Annotated in this window: 16 protein-coding genes and 3 pseudogenes; 8 read left to right on the forward strand and 11 right to left on the reverse strand. The window is 70.3% G+C overall.

Translation table 11 applies throughout. The annotated features are described in order from the left end of the window. Positions 1–4: 4 nt before the first annotated feature. The 4 genes from lacZ to AAC944_RS32035 form a co-directional block, all read right to left on the reverse strand. The gene (gene lacZ / locus AAC944_RS32020; protein ID WP_051871595.1) at positions 5–3193 is read right to left on the reverse strand and encodes a beta-galactosidase, LacZ type; all 3189 of its coding nucleotides are present in this window, start codon (positions 3191–3193) and stop codon (positions 5–7) included. A 191-nt stretch (positions 3194–3384) separates the two neighbouring features. Then, the gene (locus AAC944_RS32025) at positions 3385–4029 is read right to left on the reverse strand and encodes a LutC/YkgG family protein (protein WP_030612054.1); all 645 of its coding nucleotides are present in this window, start codon (positions 4027–4029) and stop codon (positions 3385–3387) included. Continuing rightward, the gene (locus AAC944_RS32030; RefSeq protein WP_030612051.1) at positions 4026–5522 is read right to left on the reverse strand and encodes a lactate utilization protein B; all 1497 of its coding nucleotides are present in this window, start codon (positions 5520–5522) and stop codon (positions 4026–4028) included. The genes AAC944_RS32025 and AAC944_RS32030 overlap by 4 nt, the downstream gene beginning before the upstream one ends. Before the next feature lie 79 nt (positions 5523–5601). Continuing rightward, positions 5602–6354, reverse strand: a complete 753-nt coding sequence (locus AAC944_RS32035) for a (Fe-S)-binding protein (RefSeq protein WP_030612048.1) — start codon at positions 6352–6354, stop codon at positions 5602–5604. Positions 6355–6477: 123 nt separating this feature from the next. Between AAC944_RS32035 and AAC944_RS32040 the strand changes: the two genes are divergently transcribed. Continuing rightward, positions 6478–7782 (forward strand): MFS transporter, encoded by a 1305-nt coding sequence (locus AAC944_RS32040; RefSeq protein WP_438272767.1) that lies wholly within the window; start codon positions 6478–6480, stop codon positions 7780–7782. 277 nt (positions 7783–8059) lie between these two features. On the opposite strand, the gene AAC944_RS32045 is transcribed toward AAC944_RS32040, so the two are convergent. Further along, positions 8060–9052 carry a hypothetical protein gene (locus AAC944_RS32045; RefSeq protein ID WP_030612042.1) on the reverse strand — a complete coding sequence of 331 codons (993 nt, stop codon included), beginning with the start codon at positions 9050–9052 and terminating at the stop codon, positions 8060–8062. Between the two features lie 176 nt (positions 9053–9228). Here AAC944_RS32045 and AAC944_RS32050 point away from each other — a divergent pair. Continuing rightward, positions 9229–9711, forward strand: a pseudogene (locus AAC944_RS32050) (helix-turn-helix transcriptional regulator); the annotation flags it as partial. 1062 nt (positions 9712–10773) lie between these two features. Here AAC944_RS32050 and AAC944_RS32055 read toward each other — a convergent pair. Beyond that, the gene (locus AAC944_RS32055) at positions 10774–11733 is read right to left on the reverse strand and encodes an alpha/beta hydrolase family protein (RefSeq protein WP_030612039.1); all 960 of its coding nucleotides are present in this window, start codon (positions 11731–11733) and stop codon (positions 10774–10776) included. Positions 11734–11902: 169 nt separating this feature from the next. Between AAC944_RS32055 and AAC944_RS32060 the strand changes: the two genes are divergently transcribed. Further along, the gene (locus AAC944_RS32060) at positions 11903–12499 is read left to right on the forward strand and encodes a TetR/AcrR family transcriptional regulator (protein ID WP_030612036.1); all 597 of its coding nucleotides are present in this window, start codon (positions 11903–11905) and stop codon (positions 12497–12499) included. Positions 12500–12557: 58 nt separating this feature from the next. Here the strand turns inward: AAC944_RS32060 and AAC944_RS32065 are convergent, their stop codons facing one another. The 4 genes and pseudogenes from AAC944_RS32065 to AAC944_RS32080 all read right to left on the reverse strand — a co-directional run bounded on the left by AAC944_RS32065 (position 12558) and on the right by AAC944_RS32080 (position 14506). After that, complete coding sequence (locus AAC944_RS32065; RefSeq protein ID WP_368396599.1) at positions 12558–12785, reverse strand: hypothetical protein; 228 nt, start codon at positions 12783–12785, stop codon at positions 12558–12560. 5 nt (positions 12786–12790) lie between these two features. Continuing rightward, a complete protein-coding gene (locus AAC944_RS32070) occupies positions 12791–13138 on the reverse strand; it encodes a hypothetical protein (protein ID WP_368396600.1) in 348 nt (115 codons plus the stop codon). Positions 13139–13293: 155 nt separating this feature from the next. After that, positions 13294–13659 (reverse strand): annotated as a pseudogene (locus AAC944_RS32075) (helix-turn-helix domain-containing protein); the annotation flags it as partial. Between the two features lie 121 nt (positions 13660–13780). Then, positions 13781–14506 (reverse strand): dienelactone hydrolase family protein, encoded by a 726-nt coding sequence (locus tag AAC944_RS32080; protein ID WP_030612033.1) that lies wholly within the window; start codon positions 14504–14506, stop codon positions 13781–13783. 724 nt (positions 14507–15230) lie between these two features. On the opposite strand from AAC944_RS32080, the pseudogene AAC944_RS32085 reads away from it, so the two are divergent. From AAC944_RS32085 to AAC944_RS32100, 4 genes and pseudogenes are all read left to right on the forward strand, one after another. Further along, positions 15231–16250 (forward strand): annotated as a pseudogene (locus tag AAC944_RS32085) (MFS transporter); the annotation flags it as partial. A 273-nt stretch (positions 16251–16523) separates the two neighbouring features. Continuing rightward, positions 16524–17555, forward strand: a complete 1032-nt coding sequence (locus tag AAC944_RS32090; RefSeq protein ID WP_368396601.1) for a glycoside hydrolase family 62 protein — start codon at positions 16524–16526, stop codon at positions 17553–17555. Positions 17556–17612: 57 nt separating this feature from the next. Further along, complete coding sequence (locus tag AAC944_RS32095) at positions 17613–18521, forward strand: alpha/beta hydrolase family protein (RefSeq protein ID WP_030612024.1); 909 nt, start codon at positions 17613–17615, stop codon at positions 18519–18521. A gap of 65 nt (positions 18522–18586) precedes the next feature. Beyond that, positions 18587–19630 carry an endo-1,4-beta-xylanase gene (locus tag AAC944_RS32100; protein WP_030612021.1) on the forward strand — a complete coding sequence of 348 codons (1044 nt, stop codon included), beginning with the start codon at positions 18587–18589 and terminating at the stop codon, positions 19628–19630. 202 nt (positions 19631–19832) lie between these two features. Here AAC944_RS32100 and AAC944_RS32105 read toward each other — a convergent pair whose 3' ends face one another. After that, the gene (locus AAC944_RS32105; RefSeq protein ID WP_196942905.1) at positions 19833–20093 is read right to left on the reverse strand and encodes a hypothetical protein; all 261 of its coding nucleotides are present in this window, start codon (positions 20091–20093) and stop codon (positions 19833–19835) included. A gap of 256 nt (positions 20094–20349) precedes the next feature. On the opposite strand from AAC944_RS32105, the gene AAC944_RS32110 reads away from it, so the two are divergent. Beyond that, positions 20350–20763, forward strand: coding sequence for a hypothetical protein (locus tag AAC944_RS32110; RefSeq protein WP_196942902.1), 414 nt, complete (start codon positions 20350–20352; stop codon positions 20761–20763). The last annotated feature ends 27 nt before the right edge of the window (positions 20764–20790 follow it).

Here is a 20790-nt window from a genome sequence, read left to right on the forward strand (position 1 = left end):
GCTCTTACGCGGGCGTCAGCCGGTACGCGTACGTGTACTCCCGGTCGGCGTGCAGGAGGTACCGCTCCAGCGGCGGCGCGCCCCAGGAGTCGTTGCCGCCGACGCCCATCTGGCGGTGGTTGACGCCGAGCACGGTTTCCGGGCGGCGCTTCAGTTCGTACGGGTGGCGTGGCCCGTCCAGGTCGTGCGGCGTGTAGTGGAGCGCACTGATCTCCAGCAGCGGCGCGTCGTCGCCCGGCTCGGCGCGCACGGTCAGCACCGCGCCGTCCCGGCCGGTGAGCGCGGCGTGCCGCACGTCCACCAGGTTGCCGGTCTGCTGCGGCCGTACGTACGGGCCGTACTGGTCGTCCACGGTGGAGCGGTAGCGGCCGACGAACGCGGCGGTGCATCGGTCCTGGTAGTTCTCGTGCGGCCCGCGGCCGTACCACGACAGCTTCTCGAAGCCGGCCGGTACGGTCAGGAGCGCGCCGACCATCGGCAGGTCGGGGAGGCCGGCGCCCGGCTTCAAGGTGTGCGCCACACGGACCTCGCCGTCGCCGCGCACGGTGAAGACCGTGTGCCAGGCGGAGGTGGCGGGCGAGGTGGGCAGTGTGGCGCTGACCTCGATGGTCACCTCGGAGGCGGACGGCTGCCCGGCCTTCACGGAGCCGACGGTGCGTTTCGTGCCCGCGTCCCGCCAGGTGCGCAGGGACTCGTGCGCCTTGCGGCCGATGTCGTTGTCGGTGGGCCCGCGCCAGAAGTTGGGGACCGGGCCGCCGGCCAGCAGCGTCCGCCCCCGGTAGCGATAGGCGGACAGCGTTCCCGTGGACTTGTCGAGGACGACCTCCACGTCCTTGCCGATGACCGTGACCACCTCGGCGGTCTCGGCGAGCTTCAGGGGCGGGAGGGCGGACGGCGCGGCATCGGCGGGGGCCTTCGCGTGCCAGGGCAGCGCCAGCTGCTCGGCGGCGACGCTGTGCCCGGCCTCCGCCCAGCGGGTGCCGCGGCGCAGCACGAACGACAGGTTCAGCCAGTACTCGGCACCGGGCTCGGGCCGCGCCGGGCGCCGGTACGGAATGCGTACGGTCGTGTCCTGGCCGGGCTTCACCTCGGGCGCGGGCAGCGTGCCGTGCTGGATGCGCTCCCCGTCACGCGTCACCTCCCAGCGCAGCTCGTAGGCGTCCAGACCGAGGAAGAGCTGCTTGTTGGTGACCTGCACGGTGCCGGAGGCCAGGTCGGCGGCGGTCATCCGGATGGCCTGGTAGCACTTCTTGACCTCGTGGATCGCCGGGTGCGGCACGCGGTCCGAGGAGACGATGCCGTTGCAGCTGAAGTTGCCGTCGGTGGGGTAGCCGGGCTTCCAGTCGCCGCCGTAGGAGAGGTAGGTGCGCCGGCGGTCGCCGGGGACCGGGAGCCGGATCGCCTGGTCGCAGAAGTCCCAGATGAACCCGCCGTGCAGGTTCGGGTAGCGCTCGAAGATCTCCCAGTACTCGCGGAAGTTGCCGGTGCTGTTGCCCATGGAGTGCGCGTATTCGCACAGGATGAAGGGCTTGGGGTTGCCGGATCTGCCGTACTTCTCGACGTCGGCCGGCTTGGTGTACATCTGGCTCTCCATGTCGGCGACAGCGCTCTGGCCTTCGTAGTGCACCGGCCGCGAGGGATCGCGGTCGTGCGTCCAGTCCGCCATGGCCTTGAAGTTGTCGCCCTGGCCCGCCTCGTTGCCCAGCGACCAGACCACGACCGAGGGATGGTTCTTGTCCCGCTCGACCATGGTGCGCATGCGGTCCAGGCAGGCATCGGTCCACTCCGGGAGGCTCGCCGGGAGCCGGTCGCGCACGCCGTGCGTCTCCAGGTTCGCCTCGCCGATGACGTAGAGGCCGTACTCGTCGCACAGCTCCAGCCAGCGCGTGGCGTTCGGGTAGTGGGAGGTGCGTACCGCGTTGATGTTGTGCTGCTTCATGATGCGGATGTCCTGGACCATCCGTTCCTCGGGCACGGCCTGGCCGTGGTCCGGGTCGGACTCGTGGCGGTTGACCCCGCGGAAGACGATCGGCACGCCGTTGACGGTGAACTTCCCCGGCGCGCACACGACCGAACGGAAGCCGACGCGGGTGCGCTGGATGTCGACGGCCCTGCCGTCCGGGCCGGTCAGGGTGGTCACGAGCGTGTAGAGGTTCGGATCCTCGGCCGACCAGAGGGCAGGCGCCCGGACGTCGGCGGCCACCTCGACCGTGACCCGTTCGTCCGCGCCGAACCGCACGTCGGCGGTGAGCGGCCGGGGCAGCGCCGGCCGGCCCTTCGTGTCGTACAGCATCGCGGAGAGCCGGTGGTCGCCGGGCGTGCCGCCCCCGCTGTTCCGTACGGCCACCGAGACCTTCAGCGTGGCGTCGCGGTAGGCCGCGTCCAGGTCGGTGTGCACGAAGAGGTCGTGCACATGGACGCGCGGGACGGAGTAGAGGTACACCTCGCGGAAGATCCCGGACAGGTCGATCATGTCCTGGTCCTCCAGCCAGCTGCCGTCGGACCAGCGGTAGACCTCGACCGCCAGGCTGTTCTCGCCCTCCTTGAGCGCGCCGGTGATGTCGAACTCGGCGGGGGTGTAGCTGTCCTCGCTGTAGCCGATCTTCTTGCCGTTGACCCACACGAAGAACGCGGACTTCACGCCCTGGAAGGAGAGGAGGGTGCGGCGGCCGTCCCAGCCCGCGGGGACGGTGAAGGTGCGACGGTAGGAGCCGACCGGGTTGAAGTCGTGCGGGACCTGGGGCGGCTGCGGGTCCTCGTAGCCGATCCACGGGTACTTGATGTTGAGGTAGATCGGCTCGGGGTAGCCCTCGATCTCCCAGTTGGACGGCACGGTGATGTGGTCCCAGGAGCTGTCGTCGAAGCCGGGTGCGTGGAAGCCGGCCGGGCGCTGGTCGGGATTGCGCGACCAGTGGAAACGCCACGAGCCGTTCAGCGAGCGGAAGTACGGCGAACGGGCGGTGTCACCGGCGAGCGCCGCCGCGGTGCTCCGGTACGGGATCAGGCGCGGACGGGCGGGCTCCCGGTTGACCTGGAACGTGCGCGGCGCGCCGTCCCACTCCTCGCCCGCGGCCGCGCCGGACCGCCCGGCCACCGCGGCGAAGGCCTCTTTCTGCGCGGCGAAGGCGGCCCAGCCGACGAGTGCGGTGCCGGTGGCGAGGAACGAGCGGCGGCTGAAACGACGCGACGTCATACGACAGCTCCGAACGTAAGGCAACAGGAAGCATCAGGATCGAACGCTTAACCTCAGCAACACAAGCCTCACGCACGCCATTTCACTCAGAAAGTCACGCACTCGGCGCGCCACGCAGGTGCCGGTCTCGCGCGCTCAGCGGGCCGCGCGAGTGCCGTTCTCACGCGCTCAACGTGCCGGGCGCCCACCGCTCATGGCGTCATCAGCACCACCTCCAGCGTGCGCGGTCCGTGCACGCCCTCCACGCGGTCCAGTTCGATGTCGCTCGTCGCCGAGGGGCCGGAGATCCAGGTCAGCGGGTGCCCCGGGGCCAGCCGTGCCAGCGCCTGCGGCACGGATGCCACGACCTGCTCCGGCACCCGTACGACGCAGATGTGGTGGTCCGGTACGAGCGTGATGCGGCGGCGTCCCTGGTCCGGGCCCGCGTCCAGGACGATCGTGCCGGTCTCGGCGATCGCCACGGCGCAGCCCGTCACCACGCTGTCGATCGCGTCCAGTGCGTCCGGCGTGGTCTCCGGGGCGTCCGGCACCACCTCGATGTCGCAGTCCGCCAGCCACTCCGGCGGCAGCCCCGGCGGCACCACCACCGAGCGCGAGCCCCGCTCACCCAGCAGATGCGCGAGCAGCCCCGGCAGTCCGGCGGCGTGGGTGTCGTGCACCACCGCCCGGTAGTCCGCGAGGTTCTCCGCCAGCAGCCGTGCGGTGTCCTCCGCCGACCGGTCCCCGTGCGCACGCAGATAGTCCCTCGGTACCGCAGTCTCCTCGGGGCCCGCGGCGCGCGGTACGTCCGTCAGCGCCCGGCGCACCCTGGCCAGTACCACGTCCCGGCTGCTCACTGCCCGCTCTCCTGCCGTCCGCCGCCCTGCTCGCCGCCGCGCGTGCGCTGCCACCAGTCCCGGAACGACTCCGCCGGTACGGGCGGCAGATCACGGGTGTCCGTCCAGGCGCGCCCCGGCCCCGGGAGCCGCCGTGGATGCAGCTTCCTGGTACGGGCCGCCAGCCGCTGGCCCGCGCGCAGCAGGCCGGGCCGGCCGAAGGCGAAACCCGCGGCGCGCATCGCGGCCCGCTCCGCCGCGTGCCCCTTCGCCGGCCGGATCACCGTCTTCACCCCGCCCCGGGTGACCTTGCCGCCCTCCACGACCCGCTCGCGCAGATGCACCAGCACCTCCGGAATGTCGATCGCGACCGGGCACACCTCATAACACGCCCCGCACAGCGACGAGGCGTACGGCAGGGAGGCGTCCAGCTCGCTCGCCGTACCGCGCAGCTGCGGCGTCAGGATCGCGCCGATCGGCCCCGGATACGCCGAGCCGTAGGCGTGGCCGCCGGCCCGCTCGTACACCGGGCACACGTTCAGACAGGCGGAGCACCGGATGCAGCGCAGCGCCTGCCGCCCGACCGTGTCCGCGAGCGTGTCCGTCCGCCCGTTGTCCAGCAGCACCAGGTGGAACGTCTGCGGTCCGTCCCCGTCCGTGGTGCCGGTCCACATGGAGGTGTACGGGTTCATCCGCTCGGCCGTGGACGAGCGCGGCAGCAGCTGCAGGAACACCTCCAGGTCCTGCCAGGTCGGCACCACCTTCTCGATGCCGACGACGGAGATCAGGGTCTCCGGGAGCGTCAGGCACATCCGGCCGTTGCCCTCGGACTCCACGACCACCAGCGTCCCGGTCTCCGCCACCATGAAGTTGGCGCCCGAGATGCCGACCTTGGCGCGCAGGAACTTCTCCCGCAGGTGCAGCCGTGCCGCCTCGGCCAGCTCCGCCGGCCGGTCGCTCAGCCCGTCCGGCGCCGGACGCCCCCAGTCGCCCATCTCCGAGCGGAAGATGTCGCGGATCTCGGCGCGGTTGCGGTGGATCGCCGGGACCAGGATGTGGGACGGCCGGTCCTTGCCGAGCTGCACGATCAGCTCCGCGAGGTCCGTCTCGTACGCGCTGATCCCGGCCTCGGCCAGCGCCTCGTTGAGCCCGATCTCCTGCGTGGCCATCGACTTGACCTTGACGACCTCGCGTTCGCCGGTCGCCCGCACCAGCCGCGTCACGATCCGGTTGGCCTCCGCCGCGTCGGCCGCCCAGTGCACCTGACCGCCCGCCGCGGTCACCGCCTCCTCCAGGCGCTCCAGGTAGTGGTCCAGGTGGCGCAGCGTACGGTCCTTGACCGCGCGCCCGGCCGCGCGCAGCTGCGCCCAGTCACCCAGCTCACCCACCGCCCTGGCGCGCTTGTCCCGGATGGTGTGCGTGGCGTGCCGGAGATTGGCCCGCAGCCGGGTGTCGCGGGTGGAGCGGGCGGCGGCCGCCGGAAAGGCCGGCATGCCCAGGTCGGTGACGCTCACAGCACGTTCCCTTCGCTGACGGGGCAGCAGTACTTGGCAGTGCTTCTCCTCGCAGGGCATTCGCTCGCAGGGCACTCGCTCACAGGACGTTCCCCTCCGTACTGGCCAGGATCTCCGCGAGATGGACCGGGCGGACCGGCGAGCCCTGGCGCGAGAGCACGCCCCCGATGTGCATCAGGCAGGAGTTGTCGACCGTGCACACCGCCGCCGCGCCCGTCTCCTGGATGTGCCGGGTCTTGTCGGCGCCCATCGCGGCGGAGACGGCCGGGTTCTTGACGGCGAAGGTGCCGCCGAATCCGCAGCACTCCTCGGCGCCGGCCAACTCCCGCAGTTCGAGGCCCTTCACGTGCGACAGCAGGGTGCGCGGCCGGTCGCCGAGCCCCAGCATCCGCAGCCCGTGGCAGGTCGGGTGGTACGTCACCGCGTGCGGGTAGTACGCGCCGACGTCCGTCACCTTCAACACGTCGACCAGGAACTCCGTCAGCTCGTACGTCTTGGGCACGGCCTCCGCCGCCGCCTCGGTCAGCGCGCTCCCGCGCCCCTCCGCCGCGGCCTTCTCACCCAGCCGCGGATAGTTGTCCCGCACCATCGCCGCGCACGACCCGGAAGGCACCACGACGTACTCGTAGTCGCGGAAGACCCGTGCGTACCGCAGGGCCAACGGCTCCGAGGCATGCCGGTACCCGGTGTTGAACTGCGGCTGTCCGCAGCAGCTCTGCTCCGCGGGGAATCCCACCTCCACCCCCAGCCGTTCCAGGAGCGTAACCACCGCCCGGCCGGTCCGTGGATGGAGCGTGTCGTTGATACAGGTGACGAACAGTGCTACGCGCACGTTGCCATCTCCTTTCGGCCGCACGCGGACCTGGCGGCCACCGGCCTCGCGGGGGCATGATCACCTGACGGCTCATCCTGCCCGAGCGGCAGGGCCACGTGAAGGACCCGGGAGCGGAGGCGCATGTCGAGCGCGGAGAACAAGATGGCGGAGCGGCCGGCGGGGGAGCGGCGCCCGGTGTCCGCGGCGCGGCAGCTCGTCGCGGCTTCCGTGGGCAACGCGGTGGAATGGTATGATTGGTACACATACACCTTTCTTGCCACGTACATCGCGGCGCAGATCTTCCCGAAGAGTGCGTCGAATTCGCTGGTGCCGTTGCTGTCGACGTTCGCGGTTTTCGCGGTGGGGTTCTTCATGCGGCCCGTCGGCGGGCTGCTGATGGGTGCGGTCGCCGACCGGCGCGGGCGGCGTGCGGCGCTGACGGTGACCATTCTGCTGATGGGCGGCAGCAGCCTGCTGGTGGGCCTGACGCCGACGTACGCCGCCGCCGGCGTCCTCGCGCCGGTCATCCTCGTCCTCGCCCGGTTGCTGCAAGGACTGTCGGTGGGCGGGGAGTTCGCCGCCTCGACCACGTTCCTCGTGGAATCGGCCGGGCCCGGCCGCCGTGGACTCTTCTCCAGCTTCCAGTACGTCTCGACGACCATCGGGCAGCTCGTCGCCTCTGGCATCGCCGCACTGCTCGTCGCCAATCTCGCCCCCGCCGCCATGGACGGCTGGGGCTGGCGCGTCCCCTTCGTACTGGGCGCCTTGCTGAGCCTGGTCGGCTTCTGGGTCCGGCGCGGCGCGGAGGAGACGCGCAGCGAGGAGCAGGCGAAGGCACCGCGCCCCGGCCTCTTCGAGGCGCTGCGCCGCCATCCGCGCGAGTCGCTGCTGATCTGCGGCATCACCATGGGCGGCACCCTCGCGTACTACACCTGGACGTCGTACCTGCCGACGTACGCCGAGCTCAACGCCGGGGTGGACAAGGCGGACGCCCTCCTGTCCGGCACCCTCTCGCTGACCTTCTTCGCGGTGCTGCAGCCCCTCGCGGGCCTGCTCTCCGACCGCTTCGGGCGCAAGCCCCTGCTCCTGACGTTCGGCCTCGGCTTCGCGCTGCTGAGCGTGCCGCTGCTCCGCGCGCTCAATGACTCCTTCGCCACGCTGCTGCTCGTGCAGTGCGCCGGCATGATCCTGCTGAGCGGCTTCACGGCCATCTCGGCAGCGGTGAACGCAGAGGTCTTCCCGGCCCGGGTGCGCGCCGCGGGCATCGGTTTCCCCTACTCCCTCACCGTCGCCCTCTTCGGCGGCACGGCGCCGTATATCGGCACGCTCTTCAAGGACCTGGGCCAGGCCGGCCTCTTCCCCGTGTACGTGGCCGTGCTGTGCTTGATCTCCTCCGCCGTCTACCTCCGGCTGCCCGAGACCGCCCACCGCCCGCTGGAGCGGTGAGGAGGCGGGGCGCCGGCTGCCTGGGGCGGCTCCTCCCTCGGGGGCGTCGAAGGTGGCTTTCTGGGCACCTATGTCATGTACTTCCCCAGCTGACGTCGCTGAACTGCGGTTTCGGCCGCTGGTCGCCTCCGGCCGGAAGGTTGCCGAGGTGGCGAAGCTCCTCGGATCAGCGAGCAGACCCTCTGCGTCTGGCGCCGACAGCATCTGATCGACACCGGGCGGATGCCCGGTCTCCCCACCCACGAGCAGGCCGAGCCGGCCGCGGCCCGCAAGCGGATCACGGAGCTGGAGGCGGAGTTGGCCATCCACCGCCGGGTCGCGGAGCTGCTGGGCGAGGCGACCCCAGGTTGACCAGCCTCTCCGCGTCGTCGATACGGGCCGCCATCCGAGCCTGCTGGTCGTGGAACTGCCAGCTGACCAGCAGCCCGCCGCCCACGCGCTGGGCCCGCACACTCATCACGGCGGGATACCTGACCCCGCGCAGCGGCTCCTCGTAGAAAAAGGGACCCTGTTCCAACGGAACGCCGGTCTTCAGGACCTTGACGTACGCGTCGAAGATCCCGGCCGGGGCGAGTCCGGGAAACGCCTTCAGCAGCCCGCTGCCGGCGATGTGATCGGGGGTCCGCCCGAGCACGTCCGTGGCGTGCCCGTTGCACCGCTCGATGCGGAACTCCACGACCCGGCACTGCCTGTCCCGGACGGGGAAGAGCAGCGCCGCGGGTATGGGGATCGCATTCAGGACCGCGACCAGCCACGGCGCCGCGAACTCGTCCTCCGGCAGCCCCAGTTCGGCCAGGCCGCACAGCGCGCGACCCACGTCGCCGGTGAGCGTCTCCGCACGTTCGGTGACCGTCTGCTCCAGGGGTGGTCCCTTCGGCCAGGTCACGCTCACCACGCAGAGAAACCTCTCGTCCGCGGCCCTGGCGGTCCGAACGCCGACCGAAGTGGCCACGCCGGCCGACCCGTTCCAGGCCGTCACCCAGGTCAGGATCCGGTCTCCGCTCTCGTCGTCCAGCCACAGCAGCTGTTCCTTCGGGGCCAGCCGAGTGAGGGGGAACAGACATCGCAGCGGTACCCGCGACCAGTCGCTGACAGCTTGTGTCGAGGCACCGGCAACGCCGCTCATCCGAAGCCCGCCCTCACCGTCGATGATCGCCAGCAGTACCGTCGCGGCGCCCCACGGCCCGACACGGTCGTACAACAGCTGTGCCAAGTGCACCGGACTACGCGCGGCACTCGTCTCCGCGCGGATGTCGCTGCCCTTCGCCACGCGGTCTTCGCTGTGATCCCGGTACGCACGGCCGGCGCGGGCATCCGCTTCGCTGGTCCCGGCTCCACCGCCATGCCTCTCGGCGGAGTGCTGCCGCGGTGCCGGCGCTGCACGTCGCGCACCGGCTCCCCGGTGCCCGTGGTCCCCAGTGACGCGTCGGCTGAGAACGTGCGGACGCCCGTGGCCTGCTGGCAGACCCCGAGGACGCCGAGCCGCCCTTCCGGGCGGCCCTGGCCGGCCCCGTGCTGGAACACTGGCCCTTCGAACACGCCCAGAACCTGCTGGACCTCGCCGCATTGCTGCGGCGCCGCCGACGCATCGCAGAGACGTGAGCCCCGCTCACCGAGTCACTGGAAACCTGCCGCCGCCTGGGCGCGCGCCCGTGGATCGAGCGCGCCCGGGCCGAATCGCGCGCCGCCGGCCTCGACGTCACAGACTCCGCTCCCGACGCGCTCGCCGAACTCCCCGCACCAGCAGCAGATCATCCATCTCGCCGCCCGCGGACTGACCGACCGTGAGATCGGCGAGAAGCTCTTCCTCGCCCCACGCAGGGCCAGCTCGCATCTCGCCGCAGCTTCCCCAAGCTGGGCATCACCGCCCGCTCCCAGCTGCGCGACCTCATCGAGGGCACCATCGCCGTGGCCGACCACCGGGAATGAGCCACGCCCGGCGACAGAAGCAGTCAGCTGACGCATACCGCGCGGCCTCCCACCGAACCAGGCCGGCCACGGGACGAAGGCGGCAGCGAACCCCTTCGCCCGTGAACCCCGATGCCCGCCTGTCTCCGGCTGCACACGACCTCGCTTTCGTCGCGGCCGGACGCGAACGGCCCACCGCGTCGAAGGAATGAAAAGCCATGGTGGCTACGGAGACAGCATCGCTCCGGGACCGGTTCGCCACAGCCGACCCCTGGGCTGCTGCGTCTGGCCGCCGGGCTGCGAGCCGTCCTCGGCCTCACTCTCACCCTGGCCGCGCTGACCGTACTGGATCAGCCCTCTGTGGTCCTCCTGGCAGGCGGCTTCACGGCCGTGGTCACCTCGTCGGCGATCAGCGACCTGCACCCCCGCGACCAGTTCCGCACCCTCCTCGCGGGGGCGCCCGTGGCCTCGCCGCCCTGACGACCGGGGGTGCCGGCCTCATTCCCCCTCGCCTCGCACTCGGCCTTCCTGCTGCTGATCTTCGCCGCGGTCGACGCCCGCCGCTTCGGACGACGCGGTCAGGACGTCGGGATCTTCGCCTTCATGGCCTACTTCCTGTCCCAGTTCGCCCGGCACTCAGCCCCGTCAACTCCCGCGACCGGCCGCTGCGTCGGGCGTCCGTCTCCTTCACGGCAACCGCAGTCGCTCGCTTCTGCCCGGCGGAGCTACGGACAGGCAGCGCAGCCGGCGCACCTCCGCCAGGGCTGCAGAACTCTCCGCGCACCCCATCACGTGCGGCTGACAACACTCACTGTCACGTCGCCACAGAAGTTGGGCCAGAACCTGAGTATCAGTAGCAGTTGCTCACCAGTGTGCGCAGTGTGTGCGGTCGGCTGTGATGCGAACAGTGCAGGAGTCCGGGCAGCGCGGAGGCAGCCGATTATCGCTGAGGGCCTTGGGTGACAAGGTGCTTCACGCCGTGGCGGTCGGCTGCCCGGACACCGTCGTCGAGTACGAGCCCGCCGGCTGTCCTGCGCGCCCCTTCCGCTCCGCCCGGCAGGAGGTGCCTATGGGGGTGGGGGCTTACTTGGATTCGACTTGTCCCACCGGGTCGGGGCCGGTGGTCAGTGCCTCGCACGCGGTCTGCCATGTGGGGGCGCCGGGGTGAAGCTGGGTATGGAGGTAGGCCGCGGTGAGCCGGGCGAGGGCGGCGACTCGCTCAGGGTTCTCGTCCGTGGTCTCGGCGGCGTCGTATCCGGCGATCCCGCCAAGTCCGTGCTCCGCGTCGAACAGGGTGAGCAGGGTTTTGGGGCCGGGAGCGAGGGTGTAGGGGTCGGTGTGCCAGTCCGGCCCCATGTCCGTGAAGTGCCGGGAGTCGTCCTTGTCGCCGGCGACGACCAGTGCGGGTGCGGTCATGGTGGAGAAGTCGACGGCCCCGATGATCGGCCACTGTTCGGCCATGGGCCCGTTGAAGACTTCGCCACCTCTGCCGGGCGCGGCGAGCAGTACGCCCGCCTTGATCCGGGGCTCGACGAGGTGCACCACGTTCCCGGTGTCGGGGTCGTTGAGCCCCGCGCCCAGCAGGAGGGCGGCGGTGAAGCCGCCGAGCGAGTGTCCGGCGAGGGCGACCTTGGTGGGGTCGATCCGTCCGGCAAGCTGCGGCACGACGGTCTCGATCACGTCGAGCCGGTCGAGGATGTGGGTCATGTCTTCGGCGCGGGAGCGCCAGAAGTCGGGCGCACCGGGTGCGTCGGCGACCAGGTGGCTCAGTGTCCGGGAAGTGAGGTGGGTGGGCTGGACGACGACGAATCCGTGGGCAGCCCAGAAGTTGGCGAGCGGCGCGTAGCCGTTGAGCGAGGAGAGGTTGTTCGAGGGGCCGTGGCCATGGGAGAGGAGGATGACAGGGAGGTCAGTTCCGGTTGCAGGTGCGGAGACGCGCACTTGGAGGTCCACGGGGCGTCCGGGCACGGACAGGACAACGGGGCTGAAGGAGAGGACCGGCGCGGGCGCGCCCAAGGCGTCGGTGGCGGTGGATGTGCTCACGGTGTGTGTTCCCTTTCGGCGGCGCCTGCCGCCCGCCGGTCTCCTGCGGCCGGCGGGCGGGCAAGGCGGTCAAGGGCGTTCCGTTTCGGCTACACTGAAACGGAACGCTGCTCCACTTAGTATCTGGAGCGCTGCTCCGTTTTGTCAATCAGTGTCGAAGGAGTACGTGATGGCCGCCGAAGGTCCGGTAGGGGGTTCACCGTCCCGAAGCAGGCGGGCCGACGCTCAGCGCAACCGGGAGACGGTGCTCACTGCCGCAGCCGAGGTGTTCGTCACCTCCGGCGTCGACGCGCCGATCCGCCGGATCGCGGCCCAGGCAGGCGTCGGGATGGCCACGATCTACCGCCACTTCCCGACCAGGGCGGACCTGGTCACCGCCGTGTACCAGCACCAGATCGAGGCCTGTGCCGAAGCCGGTCCGCGCCTGCTGGCCAGTGCCGGCTCCCCGTTCGACGCACTGCACCAATGGGTCGACCTCTTCGTCGACTTCCTCGTCACCAAGCACGGACTCGCCGACGCGCTGCAGTCCGACAGCGATCGCTTCGCCGCGCTGCACGCCCACTTCCTCGACCGCCTGCTGCCCGTCTGCGCCCAGTTGCTCGACGCTGCGGTCGAGGCAGGCGACATCAGGCCCGGCACGCAGCCGTACGAGCTGATGCGCGGTATCGGCAACCTCTGCATCGGACGCGACAACGACCCCCGCTACGACCCCCGACGCCTGATCGCTCTCCTCCTCCAGGGACTCCAGCGATCTCACAGGTCCTGATGCCGACGAGCGACATCGCGACCTAAGCGGTCGGCACCGTAAATCCTTCGGGGGTTGATCACGTTGCCCGTCCGGCAGAGGGTTCTTCCTGGTGATCGGCGGTGTGCCGGTCGAGCCTGGCCAGTGGATCGTCCAGGTCGGAGGTGGTGAACTTCCACCGGAACGGCTGTGCTGTGGCGTTGGAGCGGTCTTCGAAGGCTCGGAGCCGGTCCCTGACCTGAGCGAGGTCGGTGAAGTCGTGGGGGCGGGCGACCTTGCGCTGCACGACGGAGAAGTAGTTCTCCACTTGGTTCAGGCAGGAAGCGTGCACCGGGGTGTGGAGTGGATGAGTACCGCGTTCGGGAAGGCGGCCGGCAACCGGTCGGCAGCCTTCTTGCCGCGGTGGGAGGAGCCGTAGTCCACGTCCCGGAACACGCGTTTCGCGCCGGCGTAGGGCTCGCGGGTCAAGACCTGGGTGACCAGGACCATGAACGGGTCGATGCCGGTGGTCTTCTCCCAGCGGCCGGACGCCTTCGCGGCGTGGACGTCGTAAGCGGGGGGGCAGCGGGCTTGGTTGGAGGTCTTCTCCTCGGAGCTGATGACGTACTCGTCGGCGTCGAGCGGGGTGCCCTGCCAGGTGCGGGCGTACAGGTCCAGCACACGCCGGGCGCTGGCGCGGAAGTCGGGGTCGGCGGAAGTCGGGGTCGGCGACGAAGAACCAGCAGCGGTGCCGCCAGGGCGTGATCGCATCCTTGGCCAGCCGGCGGCGCACGGTGGACGCCGACACGAACGCGGCGATGCTCCGCCGGGGCCTCAGAGGCCGGTTCCGGGCATGACCAGCGCGACAGCGGCACTCCGCTCCCGGCGGGCAGCCGACCGGCCGGCGCCTTGACTTCGGCAATCCGCAGCGGCGGGAACACCGGCGGGCGACCGCAGCGTTGACGGTCTTTGAGCCCGGGCAGGCCCTGTCCGGCGAACCGGCCACGCCAGCGGCGCACGGTCTCCAGGTGCTGCCCCGTCCCCTGGGCGATACGCGCGTTGGAGCGTCCGCGCGCGGCGTGCAGCACCACCTGTGCACGCACCCGCAACCGGTGCTCGGTCTTGTGGCCGTAGGCCATCGCCTTCAGCCGCGCGCGTCCGGCGGCACCCGGGGCTGTCGGACAGGCAGTGCGGAGGGGCATGGCGGGCGAGCCGATCGGCCGACGTGGATCACTGGCAAGCCGCAGCCTTTGCCCGCCCGCCGTGGCAGTGGAGCCCAGGCGCCGCGGCGGTCAGCGGGCGCCCGGGCTGGGCCTGGCCAGATCACTCCGTCACGGGCAGGCACTCGGCGAGCAGGTCGACGACATCGCGCCAGGCGCGCTGCGCGTGCCGTGGGTGGTGACCGACGCCGGGGCGCACGGTGTGGTCGACCGGCGGGTGGTGGAAGGCGTGCAAGGCGCCGCCATAGACCACAAGGCGCCAGTCGACGCCCGCGGCCTGCATCTCGGCGGTGAAGGCGTCCCGCTGCGTGGGCGGCATGATCGGGTCTTCCGACCCGACCCCGGCCCACACCGGGCAGCGGATGCGCGCCGCCTCGCCCGGTCGGCCCGTGGTCAGTGCGTTGACCGTCCCGATCGCGCGCAGGTTGACGCCGGCGCGCCCGAGTTCCAGCCCGATGGCGCCCCCGGTGCCGTAGCCGACAGCGGCGATCCGGTCGGGGTCGGCCCGCGGTTCGGCGCGCAGCACCTCGAGCGCCGCGTGGCCGATGCCCCGCATCCGGTCGGGGTCGGCGAGCAGCGGCAGGCAACGGGCCAGCATCTCCTCGATGTCGCCCAGATAGCGCCCGCCGTGGAGGTCGAAGGCCAGCGCCACGTATCCCAGCTCGGCCAGGGCATCGGCGCGGCGGCGCTCGACGTCGCTGAGCCCCGTCCCCTCGGGCCCGATCAGCACCGCGGGCCGGCGGTCGGCACCGGCCGGGAGCGCGAGGTGCCCGATCATCGTCAAACCGTCGGCCGGGTACTGGACCGTGCGCGTGGTAATCGTCGTCATGAGACTGGACCGTAGTGATCGTCGAGTCCGGTCGGACCGGGGTTCGCCGCTGGCAGAACAGCGCGGGGGTCCCTCCGAAATACGGCGAGGGCTCACAAGAACCGTCACGACCCCTGTTCCTACGGCAGCACCTGCCCCGGCACCACGCACGACACAGGACCCGGAGTCAACTCCCGAAGTCTTTACGGAGCCGACCACTGAGCTGCTGCTGGTCGACAGGTTGTCGACAGTGCGCACACGCGGGCAGCGTCAGAGGTGAGCAGCTCATCAGTGGCCGCGCAAGACGGCTCGCGTCTGAATGATGAGCGCCACCAGTTGCTCGTCAGCGTCGCGGAGTTCGGTGTGCACAACGATTGTCCGACCACCGACACCCCTCGATCTCACAGCCGAGCGGCTGCGCCGTCTCGGGGACGCCTTCACCGCAGCGGCCGACCGGGCCCGCCACGATGGCCCGTGACGCTCACCGCGACGATGCCGAGAGGCCGCACCCGGTGCGCGAGGACGACCAACAAGCGCACCGCCCGCAGGACCCGGACCGCACCATGGCCGAAAGGCCGGCCACTGAGTGCATACGATGCCGCGCATCCACTCCACTGGATGGAGTCCACCGGCCGGAGAGTGAGCCTCCGCCAACGTGAAAACACAGGTCAAAGGGCTCGTGCTGACTATTTGCTGACTCAGCGCCCGTGATTATGGTTCTGACCAGCGGCCCCCACCGAACAGTGAGTGGTACGACCGGTATACCTATACCTTTCTTGCCACGTACATCGCCGCGCAGATCTTTCCCAAGAGCGCGACGAATTCGCCGGTGCCGTTGCTGTCGACGTTCGCGGTCTTCGCGGTGGGGTTCTTCATGCGGCCCGTCGGCGGGCTGCTGATGGGTGGCAGCAGCCTGCTGGTGGGCCTGACGCCGACGTACGCCGCCGCCGGCGTCCTCGCGCCGGTCGTCCTGGTCCTGGCCCGGCTGCTGCAAGGGCTGTCGGTGGGCGGGGAGTTCGCCGCCTCGACCACGTTCCTCGTGGAGTCGGCCGGGCCCGGCCGGCGGGGGCTCTTCTCCAGCTTCCAGTACGTCTCGACGACCATCGGCCAGCTCGTCACGTCCGGCGTCGCGGTGCTCCTCGTCGCCAATCTCGCGCCCGCCGCCATGGACGGCTGGGGCTGGCGGGTCCCCTTCGTACTGGGCGCGCTCCTGAGCCTGGTGGGCTTCTGGGTCCGGCGCGGCGCGGAGGAGACGCGAAGTGAGGAGCAGGCGAAGGCACCGCGCCCCGGCCTCTTCGAGGCGCTGCGCCGGCATCCGCGCGAGTCGCTGCTGTTCTGTGGGATCACCGCGGGCGGGACGCTCGCGTACTACACATGGACCTCATATCTGCCGACGTACGCCGAGCTCAACGCCGGTGTGGCGAAGGCGGACGCGCTGCTGGCGGGCACCCTGTCGCTGCTGTTCTTCGCCGTTCTCCAGCCCGTCGCGGGCATGGTGTCCGACCGTTTCGGGCGCAAGCCGCTGCTGCTGATGTTCGGGATCGGCTTCGCGCTGCTGAGCGTGCCGCTGCTCCGCGCGCTCGACGACTCCTTCGTCACGCTGTTCAAGGACCTCGGCCAGGCCGGCCTCTTCCCCGTGTACGTGGCCGTGCTGTGCCTGGTCTCCTCCGCCGTCTACCTCCGTCACCACCGACGTGAGCACGGCATCCGGCGGGACGCAGGGGCCCGGTGCCTCCAAGATGCCTGCGTACTACAAGTGTTGTAACTTTCACGCAATACTTTCGAGAGCGTGGCCGAAATTATTGCGCACAAAGCGTTGACCGGACTCCGTCAAGCGCCCCATTATTCCTAAGCCCGAAGCTCCGACCGTTGTTCGGTATTTCGGCCAAGCTTTGGGCTGGTCCGGCCTGGGCCGTACAGCCGGCCAATCCCGCTTCACCGCATGCGCACCAGTCGAGCCGCTATGGAGTTGCCCATGCCTCTGACGCATCGTCCACGCCTTCGCCGCTTTCGCCGCCACGCCTATGGGGCCCTGCTCGTGGCCCTGTTGACGGCGTTCTTCGCCGTGCCCGCCAACGGGGCGACGCCGGCGGGCGCCCTCCAGCAGGGCCTGCCGGGCAGTTTCCGGTGGTCGTCCACAGGACCGGTGATCTCACCGCAGCAGGACGGCAGTAACTCCGTCGCCGTCAAGGACCCGTCGGTGGTCCAGGACAAGAACGGCAGATGGCACGTCTTCATGACCACCGCTGCGCGCGGCTCCGGTGACTGGAGCCTGGCCCAGACCAGCTTCTCCGACTGGTCCCAGGCCGCCGGCGCGAAGCAGACCCACCTGGAGACCGCCTCCGCCATCGGCCCCGGTTACCGCGCCGCCCCGCACGCCTTCTACTTCGCCCCCAAGGACGAGTGGTACCTCGTCTACCAGACCGGGCTGCCGTCGTACTCCACCACCAAGAACATCAACGACCCGACCAGCTGGTCGGCGCCGAAGAACTTGATGAACAGCATGCCCGACGTCGTCCGGCAGAACATCGGCAACGGCAACTGGCTCGACTTCTACGTGATCTGCGACGACGCGAAGTGCTACCTGTTCTCCGCGGACGACAACGGCCACGTGTACCGGTCCGAGACCACCGTCGCCAACTTCCCGAACGGCTTCGGCAACACCAAGATCGTGCTCCAGGACTCCCGCTTCGCGCTGTTCGAAGGGGGCGCGGTCTACCGCGTCAAGGGCACCGACACCTACCTGCTGCTCTGGGAGGCCATCGGCAGCGACGGCAACCGCTACTACCGCTCCTACACCGCCAAGGGCCTGACCGGTACGTGGCAGCCCCTCGCCGCCACCGAGGCCAACCCCTTCGCCCGCTCCACCAACGTCACCTTCCCCGGCGGTGCCTGGACGAAGGACATCAGCCACGGCGAGCTGATCCGCGCCACCAACGACCAGACCATGACCATCGACCCCTGCCGCCTCCGGTTCCTCTACCAGGGCCGGGACCCCAACTCCAGCGGCGAGTACTCACAGCTGCCCTACCGGCTCGGCCTGGCCACACAAACCGGCTCCACCTGCTGAGACCTCCCTGCCCCCCACGCAATGAGACCTCCCTGTACCCCACGCAAGGAGTCACGCATGTCGTTGAGACGACGTACCTTCCTCGGCCTGACCGCGGCCGCGGCAGCGGGCCTGAGCACCCCCCTGCTCGGCTCCGGGCTGCACCGTGCCTCCGGCGCCGAACTGGCAACGCCCGCCCGTCAGTTCGCCGTCGGAGTGCGCCAGTTCAATTGGAGCCGCGGTGCCCGCTCGCTGTTCACCAAGGTCTTCTACCCCACCCCCGGCACCCCCGGCGGCGCCCCCGTTCCCAACGCCCCGCTCGCCGACGGTGTGTTCCCCGTCGCCGAGTGGAGCCACGGCATGGGCGGCAACTCCGACTCCTACGCCTCGCAGACCCACGCGATAGCCTCCGCCGGTTTCATCTGCCCTGCCCCCTCGTTCTCCGACAACACCAACCTCGGCTCCGTCTACGGGGGCGAATGGTCGAAGGACGTCTCCGAGGTCATCACCCGGACCCTGGCGCTCAACGACGCCACGGGCGGTCCCTTCGCCGGGCACATCGACACCGCGGCCGGCGTCGGCGTCGCCGGGCACTCAATGGGCGGCATGACCACCCACGGCCTGGTGACCGCATGGCCCGACGACCGTATCGCCGCCGCCGTCCCGGTCGCCTGTGTGGACATGGGCAACCCCGCCACCTCGGTCCGTGCAGGCGTGCTGTTCATCCACGGCGACAGGGACCCGACCTGCGACTACGCACTGGCCCGGCGGGCGTACGGGGAGCTGCGCGCGCCCAAGGCGTTCCTCACCCACGTCGGCGCGGACCACGCCGCGTACCTGAACCCGGGGTTCCCCACCTTCGACCGGACCCAGAACACCCTCGTGGACTGGTTCCGCTGGCGCCTGTACGACGACACCGCCGCCCGCGACCGGCTCCCCGGCGACGCCACCGGCGACGGCACCCGCTGGGAAGCCGCCCTGGCCTGACGGCCACCGGCCGTACGAGGACATGCCCTGCACGGGCACCCACCCCCACCAGAGAGGGACACGCAATGTCCGACAAATCCTCCGGAAGAGGCGCCCCGCGACGCGCCTCACGACGCACCCGGTCGACGATCACCGTCGCGGCGACCGGTGCCCTGGCGGCAGCGGCCGTCCTGGCGTTCGCCCCCACCGCACAGGCCGCCGAAACCCTCGGTGCCGCGGCCGCCCAGAGCGGCCGGTACTTCGGCGCCGCGGTCGCCCCCCACCTCGGCGAGACGGACTACGAATCCACGCTCAACCGGGAGTTCTCCAGCGTCGTCGCCGAGAACGCGATGAAGTGGGATGCCACCGAGCCGAGCCCGGGTCAGTTCAACTTCAGCGGTGGCGATGAACTCGTCGCCTACGCCAAGCAGCGCGGCAAGTTCGTACGCGGCCACACCCTGGTCTGGCACGCCCAGCAGCCCGGCTGGGTACAGGGGCTGACCGGCGACGCGCTGCGCCAGGCGATGCGCAACCACATCACCAAGGTCGCCGGCCACTACGCGGGCAAGATCGACTCCTGGGACGTGGTCAACGAGGCGTTCGAATGGGACGGCAGCCGACGCCAGTCCAACCTCCAGAAGCAGCTGGGCAACGGCTGGATCGAGGACGCCTTCCGCACCGCGAAAGCAGCCGACCCCAAGGCCAAGCTCTGCTACAACGACTACGGCACCGACGGCATCAACGCCAAGAGTGACGCCATCTACCGTATGGTCAAGGACTTCCGCGCCCGGGGCGTACCGATCGACTGCGTCGGCTTCCAGAGCCACCTGGCCTCGAACTCCGACCTCAGCACCTACCGGCAGAACCTCCAGCGCTTCGCCGACCTCGGCGTGCACGTGCAGATCACCGAGCTCGACGTCGGCGGCTCCGGCACGGCACAGGCCAATGTGTACCGGCAGGTCACCCAGGCGTGCGTGGCCGTCTCCCGGTGCAACGGCATCACCGTGTGGGGCGTCACCGACAAGTACTCCTGGCGCGCCCAGGAAACCCCGCTGCTCCACAACGGCAACTACCAGAAGAAGGAGGCATACGGCGCGGTTCTCGCGGCGCTGAACAGCGCGGCGAGCTGAAGCCGGCCGGGCCCGGCGGCCTCTTCGCCGGGCCCGCGTCCGTACGCAACGTGTGGCCGTTCGTGGTCCGCGCACGATCGAGGGCAAACGCGGGGCATCGTCGGTCGGCGAGGAGGGCCTCTTCCTCCGGGGCGGCGACGGCGTCGACGGCGGCGACGGCGTCGACCTGAGCACTTGTGTCATGTACTCGCGGGCGAGGATTTCAAGCGAACGGGTCGCCCGCCACCCCGCTGAGGCGGACCAGCCCGGGCCCGCCCTCGTCGGTGACGCGCACGTACAGCGTGTAGGCCGAGCCCGTCTCCTCCGCCTTGACGTGCGCCCAGGCCAGGACCTCCTCGACGTCGGCGCCGGTCACCTCGTAGTCGTCCGACGCGTTCGCCGACCCGTCCCAGAAGTACGCCCGGTAGGTGGCGGCGTCCTGCTCCCAGGTGGTGTCTCGCGGATCCACTCCTCGTACGTGCATGGGCTGACCGTAACGGCCGGACCTGCCGACAGGCGGTCCGCCGACGTGGCTACGCGACAGCGGCCCGGCGTTGGGTGACAGGTGTCGTCCGAGGCCTGCCGGGAACGGGAAGGGCATTGATCGTTTGCCGTATCCCGGACCAACCTCCGTTTCGACCATCTACGCGGGGCTGTGACCTGGCCCACCGTTATGTGAAACAGGGGGAAGTGTGCGTAATTCGCTCAGGGCGATTGCCGTTTCAGCTACCTGCCTCGTCATGGCCGGCGGTCTGAGTGCCGGCCCCGCGGTGGCCGACAGCCACCGTGCGGCTGACGCACGGAAGTTCGTTTGCAAGGCGTCGGCTGACAGGCCGCACTGGTCCAAGGGGGCCAAGAGCGTCATTTACAAGATCCGCGTCGAGTGCGCCGGCAGCGAGCCGACCATCAAGGTCCATTGCAAGGGCCGGTTGGCCTATTCCACCGGCGGGTCCCCTTCGACGGCCGCGACGTCGAGTGAGACACGCACGGTCAAGACGGACGGCACGAAGACGACCTTCTGTACACCTGAGGCGGGTGGGAAGAAGGTGGACTGGTCGGGCACATTCCAGAGTTCGACGCACTGCACCAGCCCGGGCACCAGCGTCGAAATCGGCGACGCCACGACACCCGCGGTCCCGGTGAAGGTCCCGTAGGGGATCGGGGGGGCGCCCTGGTCCTGC

Origin of the sequence: Streptomyces sclerotialus, assembly GCF_040907265.1 — a bacterium.
In the GTDB taxonomy this organism is placed as follows: domain Bacteria; phylum Actinomycetota; class Actinomycetes; order Streptomycetales; family Streptomycetaceae; genus Streptomyces; species Streptomyces sclerotialus.

What these genes read in the sequence shown, in the direction of transcription:
- lacZ (WP_051871595.1), bottom strand. Translation starts at nt 3,193, where the DNA reads ATGACGTCGCGTCGTTTCAGCCGCCGCTCGTTCCTCGCCACCGGCACC.
- AAC944_RS32040 (WP_438272767.1), top strand. Translation starts at nt 6,478, where the DNA reads ATGTCGAGCGCGGAGAACAAGATGGCGGAGCGGCCGGCGGGGGAGCGG.
- AAC944_RS32060 (WP_030612036.1), top strand. Translation starts at nt 11,903, where the DNA reads ATGGCCGCCGAAGGTCCGGTAGGGGGTTCACCGTCCCGAAGCAGGCGG.
- AAC944_RS32080 (WP_030612033.1), bottom strand. Translation starts at nt 14,506, where the DNA reads ATGACGACGATTACCACGCGCACGGTCCAGTACCCGGCCGACGGTTTG.
- AAC944_RS32095 (WP_030612024.1), top strand. Translation starts at nt 17,613, where the DNA reads ATGTCGTTGAGACGACGTACCTTCCTCGGCCTGACCGCGGCCGCGGCA.
- AAC944_RS32100 (WP_030612021.1), top strand. Translation starts at nt 18,587, where the DNA reads ATGTCCGACAAATCCTCCGGAAGAGGCGCCCCGCGACGCGCCTCACGA.
- AAC944_RS32105 (WP_196942905.1), bottom strand. Translation starts at nt 20,093, where the DNA reads ATGCACGTACGAGGAGTGGATCCGCGAGACACCACCTGGGAGCAGGAC.
- AAC944_RS32110 (WP_196942902.1), top strand. Translation starts at nt 20,350, where the DNA reads ATGGCCGGCGGTCTGAGTGCCGGCCCCGCGGTGGCCGACAGCCACCGT.